Raw genomic sequence first — 21,966 nt, forward strand, 5'->3', positions numbered from 1 at the left:
CATGAGAAAGCAATCAAAATTAAAAAGCTGGAATGAGATAAAAACCAATGATTCCTGGGCCATATTTAAAATCATGGGAGAATTTGTAAATGGCTTTGAGTCCATGAGTAAAATTGGCCCTTGTGTTTCCATATTTGGTTCTGCCAGGACAAAGCCTGATCATCCATATTACCAGTTAGCTGTAGATGTAGCAGAAAAAATTGTGGATCATGGCTACGGGGTCATTACTGGAGGTGGACCAGGAATCATGGAGGCCGGAAATAAGGGTGCTCATAATGCAGGAGGAACTTCGGTTGGGCTCAATATTGAATTGCCTTTTGAACAACACGATAATCCATATATTGACCCAGACAAGGTGCTTGATTTTGATTACTTTTTTGTTCGTAAGGTAATGTTTGTCAAGTATAGTCAAGGGTTTGTGGTCATGCCAGGTGGTTTCGGGACTTTAGATGAACTGTTTGAGGCACTAACATTAATTCAGACCCACAAAATTGAAACCTTCCCAATTATATTAGTGGGAAGCAAATTCTGGGGTGGCATGATTGATTGGATTAAATCTACCTTGGTTGATGAAGGCAATATAAGTCCAAAGGACTTAGATCTCATTCATCTGGTTGATACTGCTGATGAAGTTATTAAGATATTGGACGGTTTCTATACCCAATATGCCCTTAGCCCAAATTTCTAAAATCATGCGATTACCTTTGCTTAAGAACTTTGCTATACTTATTTGGATTTGTTTTTTTCCTTTATTGCTCTCAGGACAAACGGAGTTTAAAGTAATGTTTTACAACTTACTTAATTATCCTGAGGAGGATGCAGTTGAAAACAGGGAACAAGATCTGCAATTAATCCTAAGCGATTACCTCCCCGATTTATTTTTAGCATGTGAGCTTAACAATGAATCCGGAGCTAATACCGTACTTGATTTATTACAAAATTCGGTCTCAGACAAGTTTGCCATGGCCAACTATGTCAATAATACATCAGATGATCTTTCGGGCAATGAAAATGAACTCCAAAATCAATTGTATTATAACTCCACGAAATTTGTTTTAATAGATCAGGATGAAATTCCCACTAACATACGCGATTTCAATGTTTACAGACTACAATTGAATACCATAGACAGAGACACCAACCCTGTAGAATTTTTAGTGGTGGTGTGCCATCTTAAGGCCTCTAGCGGTAGTACAAATGCTCAGATTAGGTTTGAAATGGTTCAAGAATTAGACAACTATTTAAATACAATTCCTTCAGATACGATGGTGCTTTTAGGAGGAGATTTAAATTTGTATACAGCTTCGGAATCGGCGTTTCAGGAGTTGCTTGATGGCTCAAATAATATTGTATTTGCAGACCCACCGAACCGCATTGGGAGTTGGAACAATAACACCAATTTTATTGATGTATTTACGCAATCTACCAGAACACAAACCGGACTTGGAGGCGCAACAGGCGGTTTTGATGACCGTTTTGATTTTATATTGCTTTCTGAAAATATGATGAATTCTGCAGAGGTGACCTATAAAGCTGATTCCTACCAGGTATATGGCAATAATGGTGTTGTATCCTGTTATAACAGGCGTATCAATTCTTCTGATTGCGCTGGGGATTTGTACTCATCTGAAATTAGAAATGCACTTCATAATTTTAGTGATCACCTTCCGGTTACATTAACATTAAATTCCGATGCTGAGTTATTGTCTAGCAGCGACATAGCAATGCAAGAGGAACTAAAATTAGAAAAGACCATAGTTAACGAAGAACTGGTAATCTTCAATCAGTTGCCAGAACTTCTTTCCGAGACATTTACAATTTCAAATACCTTAGGACAAAACGTTATTTTAGAGTTAAAACTCAAATTAGGCGCAACCATCGTCCCTACAGAGAATCTTACTAATGGAATATATTTTCTAACATTGGATTCTAATCCATCGGTTTCCAGAAAATTCGTTGTGGTACATTGAAAAGATTTCTGCTTATCCTTTTATTGATAGTTTCTTTTGGTTCAGTTTGGACTCAAAACCTGATTGATATAAAAGCAGAACTCATTCCAGATTCTTTAACTATAAGAATCAAACAGCGTATAAAATATCAAAATACCACCTCAGACACACTTAAAACTATTTATTTAAGTGACTGGAACAATAGCTACAGTACTAAAACCACCCCTCTAGCCAAAAGGTTTGAAGAAGAGTTTAGCACACGTTTTCATCTGGCAAAAAATAGAGAACGTGGATTTACGGTCATCACCTCACTTAAAAATCAGAAACAAGATGATCTTGACTTCCATTATTTAAAAGATCATCCCGATGTTTTGAAAGTTGAGCTCAAAACTCACTTATTACCTGGACAATCATATGATATTAGCTTGCAATATATTCTTCGAATCCCTAGTTCACGATTTACGGGTTATGGTGTTAATCTTAACAAAGACTTTAACCTCAAGGATTGGTACATTACCCCTGTAGTTTATAATGGAAAGTGGAATTATTATAGCAACAAAAATCTAGCTGATTTGTATGTTCCAATGCATGACATCAAACTAGAACTCACCCATCCAAGCAGTTACCAAATCATTACTGAGCTAGACCTTATAGATAATGAATCTAAAGGCGGCTCCCGAACAAGCATATTTGAAGGTAAAAACAGAGTAGATAACTTCATGGCCATTACTAAAGTGCCAAGGTACCGTTTTGTTGGTACTGACGACTTTATAATTATATCAGACATTTATGAACAGAATTTATCACCTCAAAACAAGGTTCTACTTACCGATAATATCACCCGATTTCTAACTAAAAACCTTGGTGATTATCCCCATAAAAAATTAGTGGTGACCGAGTTGGATTACGAACGTAACCCCTTGTATGGGTTGAACCAACTACCTAACTTTCTACAACCTTTCCCAAATCAATTACAGTATGAGTTAAAACTACTAAAAACGGCATTAGAGAAGTACTTGGACAACGTTCTACTTCTAAACCCTAGAAAGGACTATTGGTTAAGTGAAGGTATTCAGATTTATTTTATGATCAAATACGTAGAAGAATACCACCCAGATTCAAAATTCCTAGGCAATTTATCCAATGCTTTTATAATAAGGTCTTCTCATGCCGCCGATCTTGGTTTCAATTTCCAATACTTCCTGTATTTCATGGAAATTGCACGAAGGAATAATGATCAACCCTTAACTACATCAAAAGATTCACTCATTAAGTTCAATTCCAATATTGCTGGGAAATATAAAGCTGGTTTGGGATTGAAGTATTTAGAAGGGTATATGGAAACCATAGATTTTGATATCCTTCTCAAAACTTTTATTCAAGAGTATCAACTGAAAGCGTTAAATTCTGAGGACTTTGAGACTTACGTCAAAAAGCAAACTCCCAAAAACATTGATTGGTTTTTTGATGAATATGTGGACTCAAGGGTAAAATTTGACTTCAGGATAAAGGACCTTGAGGTTTCCGAAGATTCGATTAAAATTACCATAAAAAACAAGCGGAACAATACAGTGCCTGTTCAACTTTACACGTTGCGTAATGACTCAGTAATAAGTAAAACATGGGTTGATGGTTTTAAGGGATTAAAAACCCTCACGATACCTAATGACAGTATAGAGCGAGTGGCTCTAGATCATGAACGAATTATCCCAGAATTTAATCAACGCGATAATTACAGATCTACAAAAGGATTCTTCTTCAACAGAAAACCTGTACAACTGCGTTTGTTTAAGGATATTGAAGATCCATATTACAACCAAATGTTTATTATGCCCTTGGTTGAGTTTAACAACATTTATGACGGTTTAACCTTAGGTGCCAGATTCTACAATAAAAGTATCTTAAAAAAACGGCTTAATTACAGTATTGCCCCGCAGTATGCCTTCAATTCAAAAACTATAACTGGCGGAGGTTCTGTGTTTTACACCCACAATATTGAGGATAGTAATTTATTTGATATCACCTATGGAATTGGCGGAGGTTATAGGTCTTTCGCACAAGATGCATTTGTTACGTCAATCCAACCTAGAATTCGTTTTATTTTTAGGGATAACGATGATTTCAGATCAGACAAAAGAGATATACTTCAATTGCGTCTCGTCAGTATCAAAAGAGACTTGGGGCCTGATGCCGTTATAAAATTGACAGATCCTGATTATGATGTTTTAAACCTTCGCTATGTAAAGTCCAATCCGGGGATAATAAATTATTCCAGATTTTTTACAGATTTTCAAGTTGCAAAGGAATTTAGCAAACTTTCATTCAATTATGAGTACCGCCATCTTTCAAAGAACAATCGTAATTACGGTATTAGATTTTTCGCTGGTGTCTTCTTAAATAATGACACCGATCCCAACTCCGACTATTTTAGTTTTGCCTTAGATAGACCCACCGATTACTTATTCGATTTGAACTATTTAGGAAGATCAGAAGCGTCAGGATTTTTTAGTCAGCAGATTATCATAGCAGAAGGTGGTTTCAAATCTCAGTTAGAACCAGCCTTTGCCAATGAGTGGATTACAACTGTCAATGGTACCACCTCCATTTGGAGGTACATTCAAGCTTATGGTGACCTGGGACTTGTTAAGAATCGAGGTGTTAGGCCTAAAGTTGTTTATGGTACAGGTATAAGAGTCGTTTTAGTCGAAGACTTTTTTGAGGTATTTTTTCCTGTGTATTCTAACTTGGGTTGGGAAATTGCACAGCCTAATTATGGCCAAATGATACGTTTTATGTTTACCCTGGAACCCAAAGTTTTACTACGCTTGTTCACTCGAAAGTGGTATTAACATATTCGTACTGAAATGTTAATTTTTAACTTTAAATTATATTTTATTTAATTATTCGCCTTCTTTTTTAAGATATATTCAATTTTATAACATACTCCACTCTTGTAAATCCCCTTCATGTTCCGTAATTTTGCAACACAAGAGCGGCACATGAAAACGAATTCCAATACCAAATCAGAAATTACATTCCAAGACTTTAAAAAAGAAGTACTCCAGGACTACAAAGTAGCGGTAACCAGTCGCGAGTGTAGTTTGCTTGGAAGACGCGAGGTCTTAACTGGGAAGGCTAAGTTTGGAATTTTTGGAGATGGAAAAGAAGTACCGCAAATTGCCTGGGCCAAAGCCTTTAAAAATGGTGATTTTAGATCCGGGTACTACAGAGATCAAACTTTTATGATGGCTATTGGTGAATTAACAATCGAGCAATTCTTTGCCGGCTTGTATGCCAACACCGAACTATCAGAAGAACCAATGTCTGCCGGAAGGCAAATGGGTGGTCATTTTGCCACACATAGTTTAGATGAAAATGGGGATTGGAAAGATTTAACCGCTCAAAAAAATTCCAGTGCCGACATATCTCCAACAGCTGGACAAATGCCAAGACTCCTTGGTTTGGCCCAAGCTTCAAAGATTTACAGAAATGTAACTAGCACAAATTCTAAAAAATTCTCTAAAGAAGGTAATGAGGTGGCCTGGGGTACTATTGGAAATGCTAGTACTAGTGAAGGATTATTTTTTGAGACTATTAATGCAGCAGGAGTACTTCAAGTTCCAATGGTTATTAGCATTTGGGATGATGAATATGGAATTTCTGTGCACGCCAGACACCAAACCACAAAAGAAAATATATCTGAAATTCTAAAAGGATTTCAAAGAGACAAAGATACTAATGGGTATGAGATCTTTAGAGTAAACGGATGGAATTATCCAGAGCTCATCGATGTGTATCAAAGAGCTGGGAAAATTGCCAGAAAAGAACACGTGCCCGTCATGATACATGTTCAGGAGCTCACGCAACCTCAGGGTCATTCTACCTCTGGTTCTCATGAACGTTACAAGGATAAGAATCGTTTAGCCTGGGAAATAGAATATGATTGTAATGCTCAAATGAGACAATGGATTATTGACAATAATATTGCTGCGGAAGACGAATTAAAAATTCTTGAAAAGGACATTAAGAAAGCGGTTAGAGATGGTAAAAAGGCAGCTTGGTCAACTTTTATCAATCCTATTCTTTCTGAACGTACTGAAGCCGTTGCAATACTGGAAGCTTTAGTAGCAAGTAGTCCTAATGGTATATTTATTGGAAAGCTCATTACCGACTTAAAGGCATTGGAAGAACCTCTGAGACGCGACATCATATCAATGTGTAGAAAAGCTTTACGTTATGTTCTGGGGGAGACAACACAAGAAAAAGCTAATCTTCAGAATTGGATAAATAACTATTTCTCTAAGATTCAACCCAAATACAGCTCTCATTTATTTAGTGAAGGCCCTCAATCTGCTTTAAATCAGGACGAGGTTAAGCCAACCTATAATGAAGACTCACCCATGGTAGATGGCCGTGTCGTGCTAAGAGATAACTTTGAAACTATCTTTAACAATCACCCAAATGCTTTGGTATTCGGTGAGGATTCTGGTCATATAGGTGATGTTAATCAGGGTCTAGAAGGTCTACAAGAAAAATTTGGAGAGCTGCGCATATCGGATGCTGGTATTCGTGAAGCTACCATTCTGGGGCAAGGTATTGGAATGGCCATGCGCGGTTTACGCCCAATTGCTGAAATTCAGTACCTGGATTACTTGCTGTATGCGCTTCAAATCATGAGTGATGATTTAGCCACAGTGCAATATAGAACACGTGGTCGCCAGAAATCTCCGGTAATAGTCAGAACAAGAGGACATCGCCTAGAAGGCATTTGGCACTCTGGATCTCAAATGGGAGGAATATTAAATCTAATACGAGGTATCCATGTACTAGTACCTAGAGACATGACAAAAGCTGCTGGTTTTTATAACACGCTTTTAGAAAGTGATGAACCGGCACTTATCGTTGAATGTTTAAATGGTTACAGGCTAAAAGAACAACTACCTTCTAATCTAGGAGAGTTTAAAACCCCAATAGGAGTTGTTGAAACAATTAGGGAAGGTGAAGATATTACACTTGTATCTTATGGTTCTACTCTACGCCTAGTTATGGAAGCTGCCAAAGAATTGCAAGCTGTTGGCATTGATGCTGAAGTTATTGACGCGCAATCCTTACTACCATTTGATTTAAACCATGATATTGCTTCAAGCATTTCCAAAACCAATAGGTTAATGGTAATTGATGAGGATGTCAAAGGTGGTGCCTCAGCATATATTTTGGATCAAATATTAAATGTACAGAACGCTTATCAGTATCTTGATAGTCAACCTAGGACATTGACTGCTAAGGCCCATAGACCAGCTTATGGTACAGATGGTGATTATTTTTCTAAGCCTTCTTTAGAGGATATTTTTGAGGAAGTTTATAACCTCATATCAGAAAGCAATCCCGAGGATTTTCCAATTCTCAGATAATTAGAAAAAACAGGTCATGTGCCTTGTTCATTCTTTTTAGACTGACCAATGTCATATGTTTTAGCTAATACTTAGCCTAACTTTAACTCTTCAGTTCTAAGTTAGTCCTATGATTACAGAAGAGTTATTAAGTACTTTCAGAAAGAAGTCAGATTTTGTCAATTATCTGAAGCTACACCAACAAGAGTACCCATCATTTAAAGCTGCACTTACTAAAAATATCTATGAGAATGAGCTTCTACCGCTTCAAGCCGAACTAGTAGAATTTCAGCGTTGGGTGCAAAAAGAAAACAAAAAAATTGCTATTATTTTTGAAGGACGTGATGCCTCTGGTAAAGGTGGTACAATTAAACGGTTTAAGGAGCATTTAAACCCAAGAGCAATGCGGGTTGTGGCTCTTAACAAACCCACCGAGATTGAGAAGAGTCAATGGTATTTCAATCGCTATATAAAAGAACTACCAAATGCTGGTGAAATAGTCTTCTTTGACAGAAGCTGGTATAACAGAGCGGTGGTTGAGCCAGTCATGGGCTTTTGTACACCAGAGCAATACCAAACTTTTATTATTCAGGTACCTGAATTTGAGCACATGCTTTACGAGGCTGGTACCATTCTTATAAAGTTCTGGTTTTCGGTTTCAAAGGAAGAGCAACAACGACGATTTGAGAAACGACTTAATAACCCCTTAAAGAAATGGAAGTTTAGTCCGGTAGATGAAAAAGGACAGGAATTGTGGGACGATTTCACTACCTACAAAAACCAGATGTTTTCTCGAACTCATAATGCTTTTAGCCCATGGGTAGTGATAAAAGCCAATGATAAAAAGCAAGCACGGCTGGAAAGTATCAAGTATGTTCTAAGCCTTTTTGATTACGAAAACAAAGGAAACAACTACAAATCCATCCTCCCCGATCCTAATGTTGTGCAACGCTATTTTAGAAACACCATACAACTCGATAGATGATGAATAGTGATTTAAACCTTTCGACAAAAGACCTACAAATACTCAATTCCAAAAAGGGACTTGAAGCCCTATTAAGACTTAAGCGATTCGACATAAGAAAGGGTGTCAAGAATGTCAAATACGAAAAACGTCTTGAGAAATTACAGGAGGAGATGCTGAAGCTTCAGCAATGGGTTTCTACCAACAACAAGAAAATAGTGATCTTATTTGAAGGCCGAGACGCAGCAGGAAAAGGTGGTGCCATTAGAAGAATTATTCAACACCTGCCACCAAGAGCAATAAAAGTTGTTGCCCTTCCAAAGCCCAATGAAACAGAGATTGGGCAATGGTATTTTCAACGCTATATAAACCAGCTACCAAATAATGGTGAAATTGTGTTTTTCGACAGAAGTTGGTACAACCGAGCTGTTGTTGAACCTGTAAATGGCTTCTGTTCAAAATTGGAATACGATGTATTCATGGGCCAAGTTAATGAGTTTGAAAAAATGATTCAGGATTCGGGAATCATACTATTAAAACTTTACTTTTCTATTACCAAAAAAGAACAGGAAAGACGTTTTAAGGACATTGTACAATCACCTACTAAAAAATGGAAATATAGTGCTGTTGATAGGAAAGCCTTATTACTTTGGGATGATTACACAAGTTTTAAAGAACTGATGTTCACCCATACCCAAAAATCAGCACCATGGAAAATTATAAAAGCCAATAAAAAAACCACTGCCAGGATACGCGCCTTAGAATATATTTTAAAGCAAATCCCCTACGAGGTAAAAGATCTGGAACGAATTAAACATCATACTTTCAAGTCTATTTTAGAAGGTAGAAATTAAGCTTTCATTCATATTGGTATTTAGCTCTCGAATAATTTTATAACTTGGGCTATGTACAATGTTTCCCGATTTTAACCAACATAGTTTACCACTTTTAATTCTTGTTGTTCAAGGTTTAGTTTTTGCAACCTTATTATTAAGTCATTATATCCGAAAAAAGAACCATTCCGATTTATTTCTGGGCCTCATTCTAGTGTTAACCTGTTATTTTCAAACGTGTTATACCATTGGTTTCATGGGGTGGTATAATGCATTTAGAACAACCAAAATCAATTATTTTTTAATAAATATCGGGATAGCTCTTGCCCCATTGATTTATCTCTATGTGAAGTCTATCACTCAAAGTAATTTTAGTTTTAAAAAGAAATATTTCTGGTTTTTTGTACCAACCTTTCTGGTTGTACTTTATCGGCTGTCTATTTTTACGTACGACGCGTTGCAGCCAGGGTTTCATGAAACTCAGAATGGGGTACTTAAAATTGATTTAGACGAGCGTTATGCGCAATCCATAATGTGGTATTTTGAAACTCCATGGATGTTGTTGTTTCTTGCATTTACCTTTCAATTATTTTTTGATTATAGAAAAAAGATCAAGAATTATTTTTCAAACACTTACAAATTAGAATTAAATTGGATCTTATCATTTCTTATTCTTTTTGCCTTGTCATTTGTTTATGGGACAGTTCAGGACATCATTAGTGAACTGTATACAGAATTGCACTACGTACAACGATGGTGGCTCAATTTATTTATGGCATTAATAACCCTATATGTTGGAATTAGGGGGTATTTTACAGACACCACCAAGCTCAACAAACTTGACTTTTCTTTTTCGCCTAATGCAAATGCTATTCCTGATACTGACAATACAATTAATAATAATCCTGTAAATGTTTCAGATATTAATACGGTCCGTTCTTTAATGGAAGACGACAAAGCCTACCTGAATCCAGAATTAAACCTTCAGGATTTGGCTAAAATGGCCCAAATGACCCGCGCACAATTATCTGGAGTCATCAATTCTGGATTTCATCAAAACTTCAATGATTTTGTCAACTCATATCGTGTTAATGCCTTTAAAGAAATGCTTAAAAACAACAAACAAGAACAGCTATCATTGGTTGGTATTGCTCATGAATGCGGGTTTAATAGCAAGGCTACTTTTAACCGAGTGTTTAAAAAAATAACCAACTATTCACCTAGCGAATATTTAAAGTCTCAGCTAAATTGAGACGTCTCAAATCGTATTTAAGACCTCCAAATACAATATAAGTCGTTCACCGAGCGGTTGATCCGCAATTTTGTGTCATCAAATTAAAACTCACAGAACGATGACACGATTAAAAACTTTATCACTACTCATTTTAAAACCAGTTGAGCTATCCAATTGGTTATCTGAAATTATTACCGCCTTACCAAGAATCATTTGCGGGTTTGTCCTTACCTCTAGTTTTGGATCCGACAAGTTTGGTATGCCCTGGACCGCAGACAGCCAAAACTTAAGTTTATTTGAAGTATCTGCCTGGTTTCCTGGAGATGTTGCCGCATACGGTGGGTTATTTGCAATGTTCCCTGTATTCTTTGCTTGGATGGGAGCTTTTAGTGAAGCTGTAGGTGGTCTTTTTGTCATGTTTGGATTTAAAACGCGAATCTTTTCATTCTTAATCATGTGCACCATGCTCGTGGCCATTTTTATGCAAAAATGGGGTCAACCTCTATGGTCCATGCTTCCTGCACTAGGTTTCCTTTGGGTATCACTTTATAGCTTAGCACTTGGTTCTGGGCGTCTTGGATTGGATTACATTATTTCTAAAAAACTTAAATCATAAACTCATGAAATCAATAACACACATTTTAATTATAATTCTCGCGTTGTCCTTCACTAATTGCGTTCAGGAAACACATCTAAAAACAGTCACCTTTAAAGTGGACATGCGCCAAGTTGATAATCCGTCTCAAGTTGGAGTTAGAGGTAATTTTACAGAGAACTCTTGGAACGACACCCTTCTGATGAAGGATAACGATGCGGATGGTGTAAATGAACTAACCATCGAAAAGAAGACAGCTATCAACGGAATAGAATTCAAGTTCGTTAATGCACATGATCAGTTTGAACTTAAGGATCAAAACAACAGAAGTATTCAATTTGAATACAAGCCTGAAATGATCGTCTATGAGGCCGTATTTAACAAATCAAAAGGAACACAAACATCAATTAAATAAACAATGAAAAAACTATTCTATTTGCTTGTACTTGTTGGAACAACCAGTCTTGCTCAAATCAAAGGAAACAAAAACATTGAAACCAAAAATTATGAAGTCTCCAACCTTGAAGTTGTAAAAGTCAACATTTACGCCAAGGTAATTATAGATCAATCCGCCCCTGAAGGAATTACAATAACCACAGATTCTAATTTATTTGAATACTTTGATACAGAGGTTATAGATGGGGTTCTTAATCTCGATCAGATCAAATGGATTTCACCTTCACAGGATGCAAAGATTGTTATTGGAGCACCAAATCTTAAACGGGTAGAACATAGCACCCATGATTCCACGAAAATTGTCAATATTAATAATGATGCCTTAAGTATTCTTGCTACCGTCGGAAATATTGAGTTAGAAGGAACCACTAAAGAGTTAAGAATTGGATGCGAACTGGCGACAGTAGACGCTTCGAATATAGTGGCTCAAGAAGTTTATGTCAACTTATGGAAATGGGGAACTGTCAAAGTAGGACCTGTTAATAAACTATCGGGCGAGGTGTCCAACGATGGAAAACTATTATATACTCAAAAACCATCAATAATGGATGTTAAAACCAAATCTTCAGGAGTTGTTTTACCTTTAGAAGAATCCTATTCCCTTAAAAATCCAGAGGCTGTCTATATTAGATTTAAAATCAAAAATAATAGCGATGATCGACATAATTTTAAAGTAGTAGGACCCAAACCTGAAGGAGGGAAATTTGGTTATGGATTTCCAATGAACCCCAATGCAATTAGAAAAGAAAACTGGACAGTAGGCACAAAAATTTATAAGGTTAACGGACTGGGGTTCAAAAAGCTCATTAGGGCTATTGAACTTGAAGACGAAGGCAAAACGGTGTCATTATTCAATTGAATCAACCGTTACTCTGAAGAAACCATCATTTATCCATGATGGTTTTTTATTTTTATGCCAAAACACAATGATAAGTGTACGTCATGAGTTGCCTTGTGTTTGTCGAAAAAACTTTAAAGAGATTGCCAATTGAATGACTTTAGCTAAGAATTTAAATCACAAATCATGAAAGCAAAATTGTTCATTCCTTTATTAGCCATTTTTTTACTTAGCTCCTGCATCGTTAAATCTTTGCATCCGTTTTATCCTAAAAATAAAGTTTCATTTAATGAAAAACTCGTTGGAACCTGGCAGGATTCTAAAAAAGGTAAATGGGAAATTGTATCCTTTAAGACAGAATGGCTAAAAGAAACCAAACCTTCTACCAAGCTTACTAAGGAGGATAAAGAAGAGTATGAAAATTATAAAGATGGTTATATAATAAACTATATCAAAAAAGAAAAAGAAGGGCTCTTCATAGCCATGCCCTTCGAGGTTGATGGAGACTTATTTCTGGACTTAACCCCATTTTATTATGAGTCTGACGACCTCAATGGCTTAGTGGCTCAACATTTATTTAAAACCCACTCTGCGGCCAAAATTGAATTTCAAGACAATGGAGGAGTTCATATAAAATTTCTAAGTGAAGAAAAAGTAAAACCCTTATTCACCAACAATCAAATTCGACTTAAACATGAACAATCTGGTGTTGATGATGACCTACTTTTAACTTCTAAAACGGAGGAATTATATGAATTCTTAAAAAAATTCAATAGTTCTGATATTGAAGGTCGATGGGACGAAGATGTATATAAACTTAGTAAGCTAGATGCAAAACCTTAAGTTGAATCAATATCTAAAAGTTAAGAACAATCACAGTCCACTGTTATTTAACAGTGTACTGTGGTTTTTGATTTATATTATATTACTGTTTGTATTTACCAAAGGAACGCGCCCTATCAAGGTGGATTTTGTTTACACAGCCTTGTTCCTATTATTTTTGATGCTACCTGTTCTTGCTAATTTTTATATTCTCATTCCAAAGTTCTTAAAGACCGAACGTTACTTGGCATTCACCCCGCTGTTTATTGCTAACTGGCTGTTTTTCTCACTTTTAACAGTTATGTGGCTCAATCCAGTACTCAACCTCTTTTTTTCAAATTTGTTTTTTATCTCCTACCCCACAGGGATAAATATTTTTATTATATCATTAGTGGTTCTAGTTGCTACTACTCTCATTAAACTTGCGGAGGATTGGTTTTACTTTAATACTAATGAAAACGAACTTCTAAAATTAAAAAACAGACAGGTCGAAACTCAATTGTCGACTCTTAAAGCTCAAATCAATCCACATTTTCTATTCAACTCATTGAATGTTATCTATGCCTTGGCCCTAGAGAAAAACGAAAAAATTTCCAATAGCATCATTCAACTCTCTGATATTCTTAGATATGTCCTTTATGATACAAATGTGGACCGCATTTCTATAAGTAAAGAAATTGAACTGTTAAAGAATTATATTGAGTTCCAAAAGGTACGCCAGCACGATCAGCACAAGGTTGAATTATCAATTGATTTAAAAAATCTTGATTATCAAATTTACCCAATGCTGCTGTTACCTTTAGTTGAAAATGCCTATAAGCATGGTGATTTAGACAATCTACAAAACCCAGGTTATATAGCCATTTCAATTCACCAAAATAACAAACAATTTAAGTTTGAAATAACAAACAGTTATTCGGACCATAAGAATCATAACATGTCCGAATCTTCAGGAATAGGACTAGAGAATATTAAATCCAATTTGCAGCTCATTTATCCAGGCTTACATGAATTTATTATTCAAGAAACAAAAGATACTTTCACAGTTAAGATGATCATAGCAAGCACATTATGAATCAACCGACCTTAAAATGTATTGTTATTGATGATGAAATCGCATCTCAAAAAGTAATTGAGCATTTTATTTCTGAAACAGAGGTATTAATCCATTGTAAGTCTTTTTTAAACCCTAAGGAAGCTTATAAATATCTGCAATTAAATAACTCCATAGATCTTATTTTTCTCGATATTAATATGCCTGAACAGCATGGTCTAGAATTTTACAAAAGTTTAAGTTCAGCACCACCAGTTATTTTTACAACAGCATATCCTCAATATGCCGTTGAAGGCTTCAATGTAAATGCCATAGATTATTTGCTAAAACCAATTCCTTACGAACGATTTTTAAAGGCTATTAAGAAAGTACTTGACCAGAGGTCGAATAAAAAACGGGAAAAAACATTTCTAACTATTAAAGAGAATAAAACCATCCATAAGGTACATCCGGATGCCATAATTTACGTTGAAGCAGCCAGTGATTATGTTAAAGTCTTCACTGCTGACAGGTTCATTTTAACGCATAGTACATTTTCAAGTTTCATTGAATCATTGCCCGATTCTTTTTTAAGAATACACAAATCTTATTGCGTCAATACTGAGTTTATTTCAAAACTTTCTGGTAACAGAATTGAAGTCTCAAATCATATTTTGCCCATTGGGCAAACATATAAATCAAAAGTTCTTAACTTTCTAAATATAGAGTAATGCCCACAACATCCCTTTCCGATATTAAAAAAGAGATCAAACATCTCAATTCAAACGAGCTCAATGAGCTCTGTTTAAGACTTGGTAGGTTTAAGAATGAGAATAAAGCCCTAATTACTTATGAACTCTTTTACAAAGGAGATGAAATCTCATTTATTGAAGATATCAAGGAAGAATTATTAGGGTATTTAGCGGTAATTAATACCGATAGCTATTTCTATATGAAGAAGACCATTAGAAAGGTTTTAAAACAAATTCGCCTCTTCGCACGTTTATCAAGAGAGAAAACAACTGAACTTGAACTTTTGATATTTTTCTGTGAAGAATTGAATAAACTTGAACCGTCCATCCATAAGAATAAATTGCTTTCCAATTTATACCGAAGACAGGTTATTAGTATTGAAAAGAAACTAACGGGGGTGCATGAAGACCTTCAGTTTGATTACATGCAACAATTACAACCGCTTAAAATGAAAATCAACGAATGAAACTTTTGCGCCTGACAGTTTTTACTCTGGTCTTATCCTTAAATCTTTGTGCTCAAAACTATAAATGGTTTGTTAACCTCAACTACCCTATTACCATTGACAAGAACTTTATTGGCGAGAATTATACAGGATTTATTGATTTAGGACTTAGGTATTACTTGGCAGAGTTTGAATATTTATCTTTAGGAGCCTCATTTAATACCAGTATTCTAGCTAATAATGACAATCTAGATATTACTTCATTAGGAAACTACAAGGCCATTGCCTTTGGGTTACAACCTAAAATCACCATCCTAGGAAAAATTCCAACATTAGAAGTTTTGCATCCTTTTCTTGGCGTCGGTTATTCATTCTATTTGTTTAGTATCACGGGGGTTAATCCAGGGTTAGGCATTGTGGAAAACGGTGAGACATTAAGTGGCCTCTCCTTTAATGGTGGTTTTGACATTGATATCTCCGATCATGTTATTATCCACCTTGAATATTACTTTACCAGACTGCAGCGAAGTAACTTAGTACCAGATACCAGATACAACAAGAACATTAATTTGGTTAAATTAGGTGCTGGATACAGATTCTAATGGACAATATCATACATAAGTTTTATACGGCTTTCAATAATCTAGACGCTGAAGGCATGGTAGCCTGTTATCATGATGACGTCTATTTTAAAGATCCGGCGTTTGGTGTCTTGACGGGTATCAAAGCTAAAAACATGTGGAGAATGCTAGTGGAATCTCAGAAAAACAAAGACTTTAGCGTATATTTTGACAGTATCAAATTAGATAACGAAAAAGGCTCTGCTCATTGGGAGGCCAAATACACCTTTTCGCAAACGGGAAGGCCAGTTCATAATATAATGGAGGCCAATTTTGAAATTAAAGAGGGCCAAATCATAAAACATGTAGATCATTTTAATTTACATCGATGGGCAAAACAAGCTTTTGGTTTCAAAGGGGCTTTAATTGGTGGAACAGGTTATTTTAAAAACAAACTTCAGCAGCGCACTAATAAACTTTTGGCTCAGTATGAAAAAAAGCTGAAATAATAACAAATCAGCTTTCTCTAATCTATGTTTCTTTTTAGGGACCTCAATGGTTTACTTTATGTTTCATAGCATTAATTAAATATCAAATGCCATGCCAAAATTCTACGAATATTCAGGTACTTTTCCTTTAACCCCCCTGAAAAAACTGTAAATAGTTTTGAAATCAGCTTCCATATCATCGGTCGGATAAAAAGGTTCAGATACAAGGTTGCGCTTATTTTCAAAATCCAGAGTGAACATAATTATTGGAACACCCGCAGCCTTGGCGATATAGTAAAAACCTGTTTTCCATTCCTCAACTTTTTTACGAGTTCCTTCTGGAGCAAGAGTAAGCCTAAACTCTTCTTCGTTTTCAAATAGCTTCACTATCTGATCCACCATATTTCCTTTAGTGCCTCTGTCTACCGGTTTGCCCCCAATAGATCTAAAATAATAACCAAATGGCCAGATAAATAGTTCTTTCTTTCCTATAAAATTAGTTTTTACACCTGTGATTTTTCGCAATAGCAAGCCAATATAGAAATCGTGCCAACTGGTATGGGGAGCCGCTATTAATACAGCTTTTTTTACAATATCTTTGGAAAAATTAGAATTCCCCTCAATATTCCAACCTAATAATTTAAAATAAATCCATCTGGCTAATGCACGCATATTACATTCTTCGATATAATTGATGTAGGTCCGTTCTTGATACCTTACGTTTCCAATTGGGTCCTAAAGCATTTTCCCATAATGGTTCTAATCCTAAAGACACGTCAATCATTGTGTTTATTTCCTCGTCAATTAAGTCCTTACAAATATTTTTTGGAAGTTCAATACCATGTTTGGTCTTCATCTCTCTAAAAATCTTCAAATCCTCTTTATAAAAATCATCTAATTGATCAAAGACTATACAATTGCCGATACCGTGTTTGGTACCAAGCACATAAGAAAGACCATAGCTAAGTGCATGTACAACACCAACCTGTGAATAAGCTATACTCATTCCTCCGTGCCAAGAAGCCATCATTAACATCTCATCTGATAGCTTTTTGTCAACGGTATCAGAAAGAAAGACCTCTTTGCAGAGCTCGTAAGCCTTTTCACCGTAGCTTTTACTAAATGTATTTAAATATGTGCCATTTAGAGACTCTACGCAATGAATAAAACAATCCATGCCAGTATAAAACCATTGCTGTTTTGGTACATCTTTTATAAGTTCGGGATCCAGAATCACCTGGTCAAACGGTGTAAAATCACTATTGATTCCCAATTTTTTATCTGGTCCTGTAAGCACAGTCGTCCGTGACACCTCTGCACCTGTTCCTGAAATTGTAGGGATACCAACATGGTAAATGGCTGGGTTCTTAACCAAGTCCCAACCCTGATAATCCTTAGCTTCACCTTTATTAGTGAGCATAATAGAAACAGCCTTAGCTATATCCAAAACACTACCACCGCCTATTCCTATAATTCCTGATGGTCTATCTTTATGAGTTAAAATAATCTTCTCAACTAACTCATCCACCTGAGACGTCTTTGGTTCTTCATCAGTTGAAACATATACCATCTCATCGGAATAAGCTAGGGGAATACGCCCTGTAATCCAGGCGTTACCCTTAAATACATCATCTACTATAAAAATAAATGGAGCTTTATCACTAATGCGCTTAACTTCTAATAGCTCCGAAAGCTGATTGAAACATCCACGTCCAAATACGACTCTGGAAACCATTGGATAATTTTTATAACTCATGTATGATAATTCTTATGCTAAAATAGGGACTTACTCCCATTAATTACCTTTCAATTTATTTTAATTACAGGATGCCATCACATTAAAAATTCTAAAATTTCGTCTGCAGATGACACCGTTTTATAATTGTGGTCTTTTAAATCCTGATCTCTTACCTTCTCATGTTCCCACGTAGTATGAAATGGTATGTGAATGGCTTGTGCTCCAAGTTCTATAAGAGGTAAAATATCTGATTTTAAAGAATTTCCAACCATTAAAAAAGAACGTGGTGTTATATCTAGATGATCAAGTAATCTGGCATAATTCTCGGGCTGTTTTTCACTGAGAACCTCAATATGATGAAAGTATCCTGATAATCCGGATTTCTCCAGTTTTCGTTCTTGATCCAAGAGATCCCCTTTGGTGGCCAGAATTAATCGGTACTTTTGAGATAACTCTTTTAATACCAGTTCAATACCAGGAAGCAACTCTACAGGTTTATTGAGCATCTCCTTGCCAATATTAATGATAGCCTCAATTAGTTTAGGTTCTACCTTGTAATTGGTGAGTTCAAGACCCATTTCAATCATAGAGAGCATAAACCCTTTGACACCATATCCATAAATAGGTAAGTTTTGAAGTTCTTTTTTGAACAACTCCTGATCAATTTTATTAGGAGTCTCATATGATCTGAATAATTCTGCAAACTGTTCTTCAGCCTCACGAAAGTAAGTTTCATTGACCCAGAGCGTATCGTCTGCATCAAACCCAATTACCGATATATCTGAATAGTCTATTTCCAAAGTCTACGTGCTTTTTCTAAATCTTCAGGTGTATCAATCTCAACACCTTGTACAGTGGTTTCTACCATTTTAATTCTCCTGTTATATTCTAAATACCTAATACATTCAATCTTTTCTGTGGCTTCTAGCATTTTCATAGGCAAAACGGCAAAATCCAAAATAGCCTGTTTCCTAAATGCATAAACTCCTTTATGTTTAAAATATCTGGTATTATCATCTTTGGCCCTTGGATAAGGTATAGGGCTTCTAGAAAAATATAACGCAAAATTGTCTTCGTTGACAATGACCTTAACCGTATTTGGATTTATTATCTCATCCTCATCGGTTATTTCTACCATCAAGGAAGCCAGGTCAATATTGTGGTCGTGGTCATCTTCAAAAACCAAAAGCAATTTGGCAAGACTTGCTTTTTCAGTAAACGGCTCATCACCTTGAACATTTACAACCACATCACAAGGAACATTAGCCACAGCCTCAGCGATACGATCACTGCCTGACTCATGCTCTTCCTTACTCATAATACATTTACCACCGTTTGAAGTAATTTCGTTAAAGATAATCTCGCTATCGGTCACTACATAAACCTCACTAAATAACTGGGTCTTTACCGTAGCCTCGTAGGTTCTTAAAATAACTGTTTTTCCGGCTAAATCTTGCATTAGTTTCCCTGGAAATCTTGAGGCTGCATAGCGTGCCGGGATCATTGCAATACAATTCATAATTTGTGTAATGTATTAATCAAAAATAATCTTTATTCCATAAAAACATCATCTGAAAATCCAATGAGGTACAGTTTAGCCTGAGCCCTTGTAACGGCGGTATACAACCAACGCATATAATCTCGGTCAAATCCATTTGGTAGGTAGGGCTGTTCTACAAAAACAGTATTCCATTGACCTCCTTGGGACTTATGGCAAGTAATGGCATAAGAAAACTTAACCTGTAATGCATTAAAAAATCGGTTGTTTTTTATACTTAAAAACCGTTTGTAATTAGATTTCACATCCTGGTAGTCTTCTGCAACACTTTGATACAGTCTATTAGATTCTTCATAAGACAATGAAGGCGATTCAGATTCAATGGTATCAAGAAGCAAAACGGTCTCAATTGGTTTCATTCTGGGGTAATCCACCATACGTATCTTGACCTCGGCGAATTTAAAACCATATAGATCTTTGATACCAAAAATCTCAAGTACTTCTATAATATCGCCATTGGCAATAAATCCTGCCTCAGAGGTTGGTTTAACCCAAAAGTAGTTATTCTTAACAACCATTAAGTAATCGCCAGCAGAGAGATAGTTATCTCTAAATAATATACGTTCTCGAATTTGTTTATTATACAGGTTTGCCCTTTTGTTACTTCTAACAATAATTGCCGTATGCTCATGCCCATGATTGGAATAGGCTTCATTGATAGCATCCATAATTTCATACCCATCTACCAATCGTACGATATCGGCAAATGGGTTTAGATCAAATTTGAAGCTCTCATAAAATTCATTATTTAGGGTGTCTCTTATTAGTGTAGCATTAGCCAGAATACCAGAAGACTCTGTCTGTCTTACTACTTCGGTAAGTGCCATTTTTTGAACTGTCTTATTATAATTGAGCTCTAACAAAGAGGGATTAAGAGCTGGACTAACATCCAACCTCACTGGAGGTAACTGGGCTGTGTCTCCAATTAATAAAAGCCTGCATCTAAAGCCGGAATAAACATATTGCAACAAATCGTTTAACAAAGAACCATTTTGATACAATGTACTTTGTGATTCAGAATCTGGTATCATTGATGCCTCATCCACCACGAACAAGGTGTTTCTATGTTTATTCGGTTGAAGGACAAATTTAACACCACCCCCTTTGTCCTTTTTTGGAAAGTATATCTTTTTATGAATGGTAAAAGCCTCTTGATTAGAATAGCCCGATATCACCTTTGCAGCCCGTCCTGTTGGTGCTAATAGCACTGCACTTTTTTTTATTTGCCATAGATTTGAGACTAAGGTTCCAATAATAGTTGTTTTACCAGTTCCAGCATAACCTGTAAGCATATAGAGCTCATTAGGCTCAGAATGCAACACAAAATCTGAGAGCTGCATCAAAACAAGGTTTTGAAACTCAGTTGGTTCAAACTGAAACTTCGATTTTAAAAGCTCGTAAAACTCTCTTGAAGACTGATCCATTAAGGCAAAAATGAATGGCAAGATACTAACATTAAAGCATTTGAAAACTACAATTTTCGGCAAGATTTTTGATGATAGTATTTTTACATTCTAGGGTTTTTACGAACAAAAAAAAATTGTAGATTTGTCACTGACCTAATTTAATAAACTAACTATGTTAACAGTTATCATTGCAGTTGTTGCTATTATTTTATTAACCATAGGAATTGTATGGTTGATAGATAAATTTGTACCTAAAAAAATAAAGCCATTAATTAATATTGGTCTTTGGGGGTTGATTATTTATCTAGCCTACATAACATTCTGGTCTGTCTACGGGGAGATTCAGTTTAACCAACTTAAAAAAGAGCGTTACCAAGTTGTTATTGAAAGATTAATTGATGTTAGAGATGCTCAACTTGCACACAAGGAAGTAACTGGGCGATATGCTGGCACCTTCGATAGTCTTGTGCGTTTTATTGATACCGCTCAAGTTGCCATAACACAGCGTCGCGATTCAACTTACATTGATGAGGAATTAACCAAACGTTATGGTGGAGTTGAAACTGAAGCCACCATGGTGGTTATTGACACCTTAGGTTATTATTCTGTAAAGGATTCTTTATTTGGCACCAGAGATTATAAAAATATGAGTAAAGTAGGCATTGGTAAAGCCGGGGCTGAATTTGAATTAAAGGCGGGTTCCTTAGATGATATTCCTGTATTTGAAGCCAGTGTAGATAAAGCTGTTGTATTAGAAGGTGAGGATCCAAATCTTATTGCCAATGAAAAGCAGGTGGTTTCTGTAGATGGTGTTAATGGCCCAAATCTGAAGGTTGGTTCTATGGAAGAAATTAAAACAGTTGGAAACTGGCCTAAAAACTATACCACTAAAAAAGACTAACTA

The 21,966-nt window shown here is 35.9% G+C and carries 22 protein-coding genes; 17 read left to right on the forward strand and 5 right to left on the reverse strand.

Annotated elements, in window-relative coordinates; genetic code table 11:
* The first annotated feature begins 1 nt into the window (after position 1).
* From DN064_RS12185 to DN064_RS12260, 16 genes are all read left to right on the forward strand, one after another.
* The gene (locus DN064_RS12185) at positions 2 to 688 is read left to right on the forward strand and encodes an LOG family protein (protein ID WP_115462940.1); all 687 of its coding nucleotides are present in this window, start codon (positions 2 to 4) and stop codon (positions 686 to 688) included.
* Between the two features lie 4 nt (positions 689 to 692).
* Positions 693 to 1,970 carry a hypothetical protein gene (locus tag DN064_RS12190; protein ID WP_157962311.1) on the forward strand — a complete coding sequence of 426 codons (1,278 nt, stop codon included), beginning with the start codon at positions 693 to 695 and terminating at the stop codon, positions 1,968 to 1,970.
* On the forward strand, positions 1,967 to 4,798 hold the full coding sequence (locus DN064_RS12195; protein ID WP_115462942.1) for a gluzincin family metallopeptidase: 2,832 nt from the start codon (positions 1,967 to 1,969) through the stop codon (positions 4,796 to 4,798). Before DN064_RS12190 ends, DN064_RS12195 begins: the two co-directional genes overlap by 4 nt.
* 150 nt (positions 4,799 to 4,948) lie before the next feature.
* A complete protein-coding gene (locus tag DN064_RS12200) occupies positions 4,949 to 7,360 on the forward strand; it encodes an alpha-ketoacid dehydrogenase subunit alpha/beta (protein ID WP_115462943.1) in 2,412 nt (803 codons plus the stop codon).
* A gap of 109 nt (positions 7,361 to 7,469) precedes the next feature.
* Positions 7,470 to 8,324 (forward strand): polyphosphate kinase 2, encoded by an 855-nt coding sequence (gene ppk2, locus DN064_RS12205; RefSeq protein ID WP_115462944.1) that lies wholly within the window; start codon positions 7,470 to 7,472, stop codon positions 8,322 to 8,324.
* On the forward strand, positions 8,321 to 9,157 hold the full coding sequence (gene ppk2 / locus DN064_RS12210) for a polyphosphate kinase 2 (RefSeq protein ID WP_232827487.1): 837 nt from the start codon (positions 8,321 to 8,323) through the stop codon (positions 9,155 to 9,157). The genes ppk2 (DN064_RS12205) and ppk2 (DN064_RS12210) overlap by 4 nt, the downstream gene beginning before the upstream one ends.
* A 325-nt stretch (positions 9,158 to 9,482) precedes the next feature.
* A complete protein-coding gene (locus DN064_RS12215) occupies positions 9,483 to 10,388 on the forward strand; it encodes a helix-turn-helix domain-containing protein (RefSeq protein ID WP_232827488.1) in 906 nt (301 codons plus the stop codon).
* A gap of 100 nt (positions 10,389 to 10,488) precedes the next feature.
* A complete protein-coding gene (locus tag DN064_RS12220) occupies positions 10,489 to 10,986 on the forward strand; it encodes a DoxX family protein (protein WP_115462946.1) in 498 nt (165 codons plus the stop codon).
* Between the two features lie 4 nt (positions 10,987 to 10,990).
* Positions 10,991 to 11,380 carry a hypothetical protein gene (locus DN064_RS12225; protein ID WP_157962312.1) on the forward strand — a complete coding sequence of 130 codons (390 nt, stop codon included), beginning with the start codon at positions 10,991 to 10,993 and terminating at the stop codon, positions 11,378 to 11,380.
* 3 nt (positions 11,381 to 11,383) lie between these two features.
* Complete coding sequence (locus DN064_RS12230; protein WP_115462948.1) at positions 11,384 to 12,280, forward strand: GIN domain-containing protein; 897 nt, start codon at positions 11,384 to 11,386, stop codon at positions 12,278 to 12,280.
* Positions 12,281 to 12,445: 165 nt separating this feature from the next.
* Positions 12,446 to 13,102 carry a hypothetical protein gene (locus tag DN064_RS12235; protein ID WP_115462949.1) on the forward strand — a complete coding sequence of 219 codons (657 nt, stop codon included), beginning with the start codon at positions 12,446 to 12,448 and terminating at the stop codon, positions 13,100 to 13,102.
* Positions 13,089 to 14,156: a sensor histidine kinase gene (locus DN064_RS12240; protein ID WP_115462950.1), complete on the forward strand. Its 1,068-nt coding sequence runs from the start codon at positions 13,089 to 13,091 to the stop codon at positions 14,154 to 14,156. The genes DN064_RS12235 and DN064_RS12240 overlap by 14 nt, the downstream gene beginning before the upstream one ends.
* Positions 14,153 to 14,845: a LytR/AlgR family response regulator transcription factor gene (locus DN064_RS12245; RefSeq protein ID WP_115462951.1), complete on the forward strand. Its 693-nt coding sequence runs from the start codon at positions 14,153 to 14,155 to the stop codon at positions 14,843 to 14,845. Before DN064_RS12240 ends, DN064_RS12245 begins: the two co-directional genes overlap by 4 nt.
* Entirely contained in the window at positions 14,845 to 15,333 is a 489-nt protein-coding gene (locus tag DN064_RS12250) for a hypothetical protein (RefSeq protein ID WP_115462952.1), read from the forward strand. Before DN064_RS12245 ends, DN064_RS12250 begins: the two co-directional genes overlap by 1 nt.
* Entirely contained in the window at positions 15,330 to 15,914 is a 585-nt protein-coding gene (locus DN064_RS12255; RefSeq protein ID WP_115462953.1) for an outer membrane beta-barrel protein, read from the forward strand. The genes DN064_RS12250 and DN064_RS12255 overlap by 4 nt, the downstream gene beginning before the upstream one ends.
* Positions 15,914 to 16,381 carry a nuclear transport factor 2 family protein gene (locus DN064_RS12260; RefSeq protein WP_115462954.1) on the forward strand — a complete coding sequence of 156 codons (468 nt, stop codon included), beginning with the start codon at positions 15,914 to 15,916 and terminating at the stop codon, positions 16,379 to 16,381. Before DN064_RS12255 ends, DN064_RS12260 begins: the two co-directional genes overlap by 1 nt.
* A gap of 102 nt (positions 16,382 to 16,483) precedes the next feature.
* On the opposite strand, the gene DN064_RS12265 is transcribed toward DN064_RS12260, so the two are convergent.
* The 5 genes from DN064_RS12265 to DN064_RS12285 all read right to left on the reverse strand — a co-directional run bounded on the left by DN064_RS12265 (position 16,484) and on the right by DN064_RS12285 (position 21,080).
* Positions 16,484 to 17,032, reverse strand: coding sequence for a 1-acyl-sn-glycerol-3-phosphate acyltransferase (locus tag DN064_RS12265; RefSeq protein ID WP_115462955.1), 549 nt, complete (start codon positions 17,030 to 17,032; stop codon positions 16,484 to 16,486).
* A 1-nt stretch (position 17,033) separates the two neighbouring features.
* The gene (locus DN064_RS12270) at positions 17,034 to 18,116 is read right to left on the reverse strand and encodes an iron-containing alcohol dehydrogenase family protein (RefSeq protein ID WP_232827489.1); all 1,083 of its coding nucleotides are present in this window, start codon (positions 18,114 to 18,116) and stop codon (positions 17,034 to 17,036) included.
* 77 nt (positions 18,117 to 18,193) lie between these two features.
* Positions 18,194 to 18,898: an HAD family hydrolase gene (locus DN064_RS12275; protein ID WP_115462956.1), complete on the reverse strand. Its 705-nt coding sequence runs from the start codon at positions 18,896 to 18,898 to the stop codon at positions 18,194 to 18,196.
* Complete coding sequence (gene kdsB / locus DN064_RS12280) at positions 18,889 to 19,617, reverse strand: 3-deoxy-manno-octulosonate cytidylyltransferase (RefSeq protein ID WP_115462957.1); 729 nt, start codon at positions 19,615 to 19,617, stop codon at positions 18,889 to 18,891. Before kdsB ends, DN064_RS12275 begins: the two co-directional genes overlap by 10 nt.
* 32 nt (positions 19,618 to 19,649) lie before the next feature.
* Complete coding sequence (locus DN064_RS12285) at positions 19,650 to 21,080, reverse strand: ATP-dependent DNA helicase (RefSeq protein ID WP_115462958.1); 1,431 nt, start codon at positions 21,078 to 21,080, stop codon at positions 19,650 to 19,652.
* 154 nt (positions 21,081 to 21,234) lie between these two features.
* Between DN064_RS12285 and DN064_RS12290 the strand changes: the two genes are divergently transcribed.
* Positions 21,235 to 21,963, forward strand: a complete 729-nt coding sequence (locus DN064_RS12290) for a hypothetical protein (protein WP_232827490.1) — start codon at positions 21,235 to 21,237, stop codon at positions 21,961 to 21,963.
* Positions 21,964 to 21,966: the final 3 nt, after the last annotated feature.

This window comes from Winogradskyella aurantiaca, from assembly GCF_003362725.1.
Classification (GTDB): Bacteria; Bacteroidota; Bacteroidia; order Flavobacteriales; family Flavobacteriaceae; genus Winogradskyella_A; species Winogradskyella_A aurantiaca.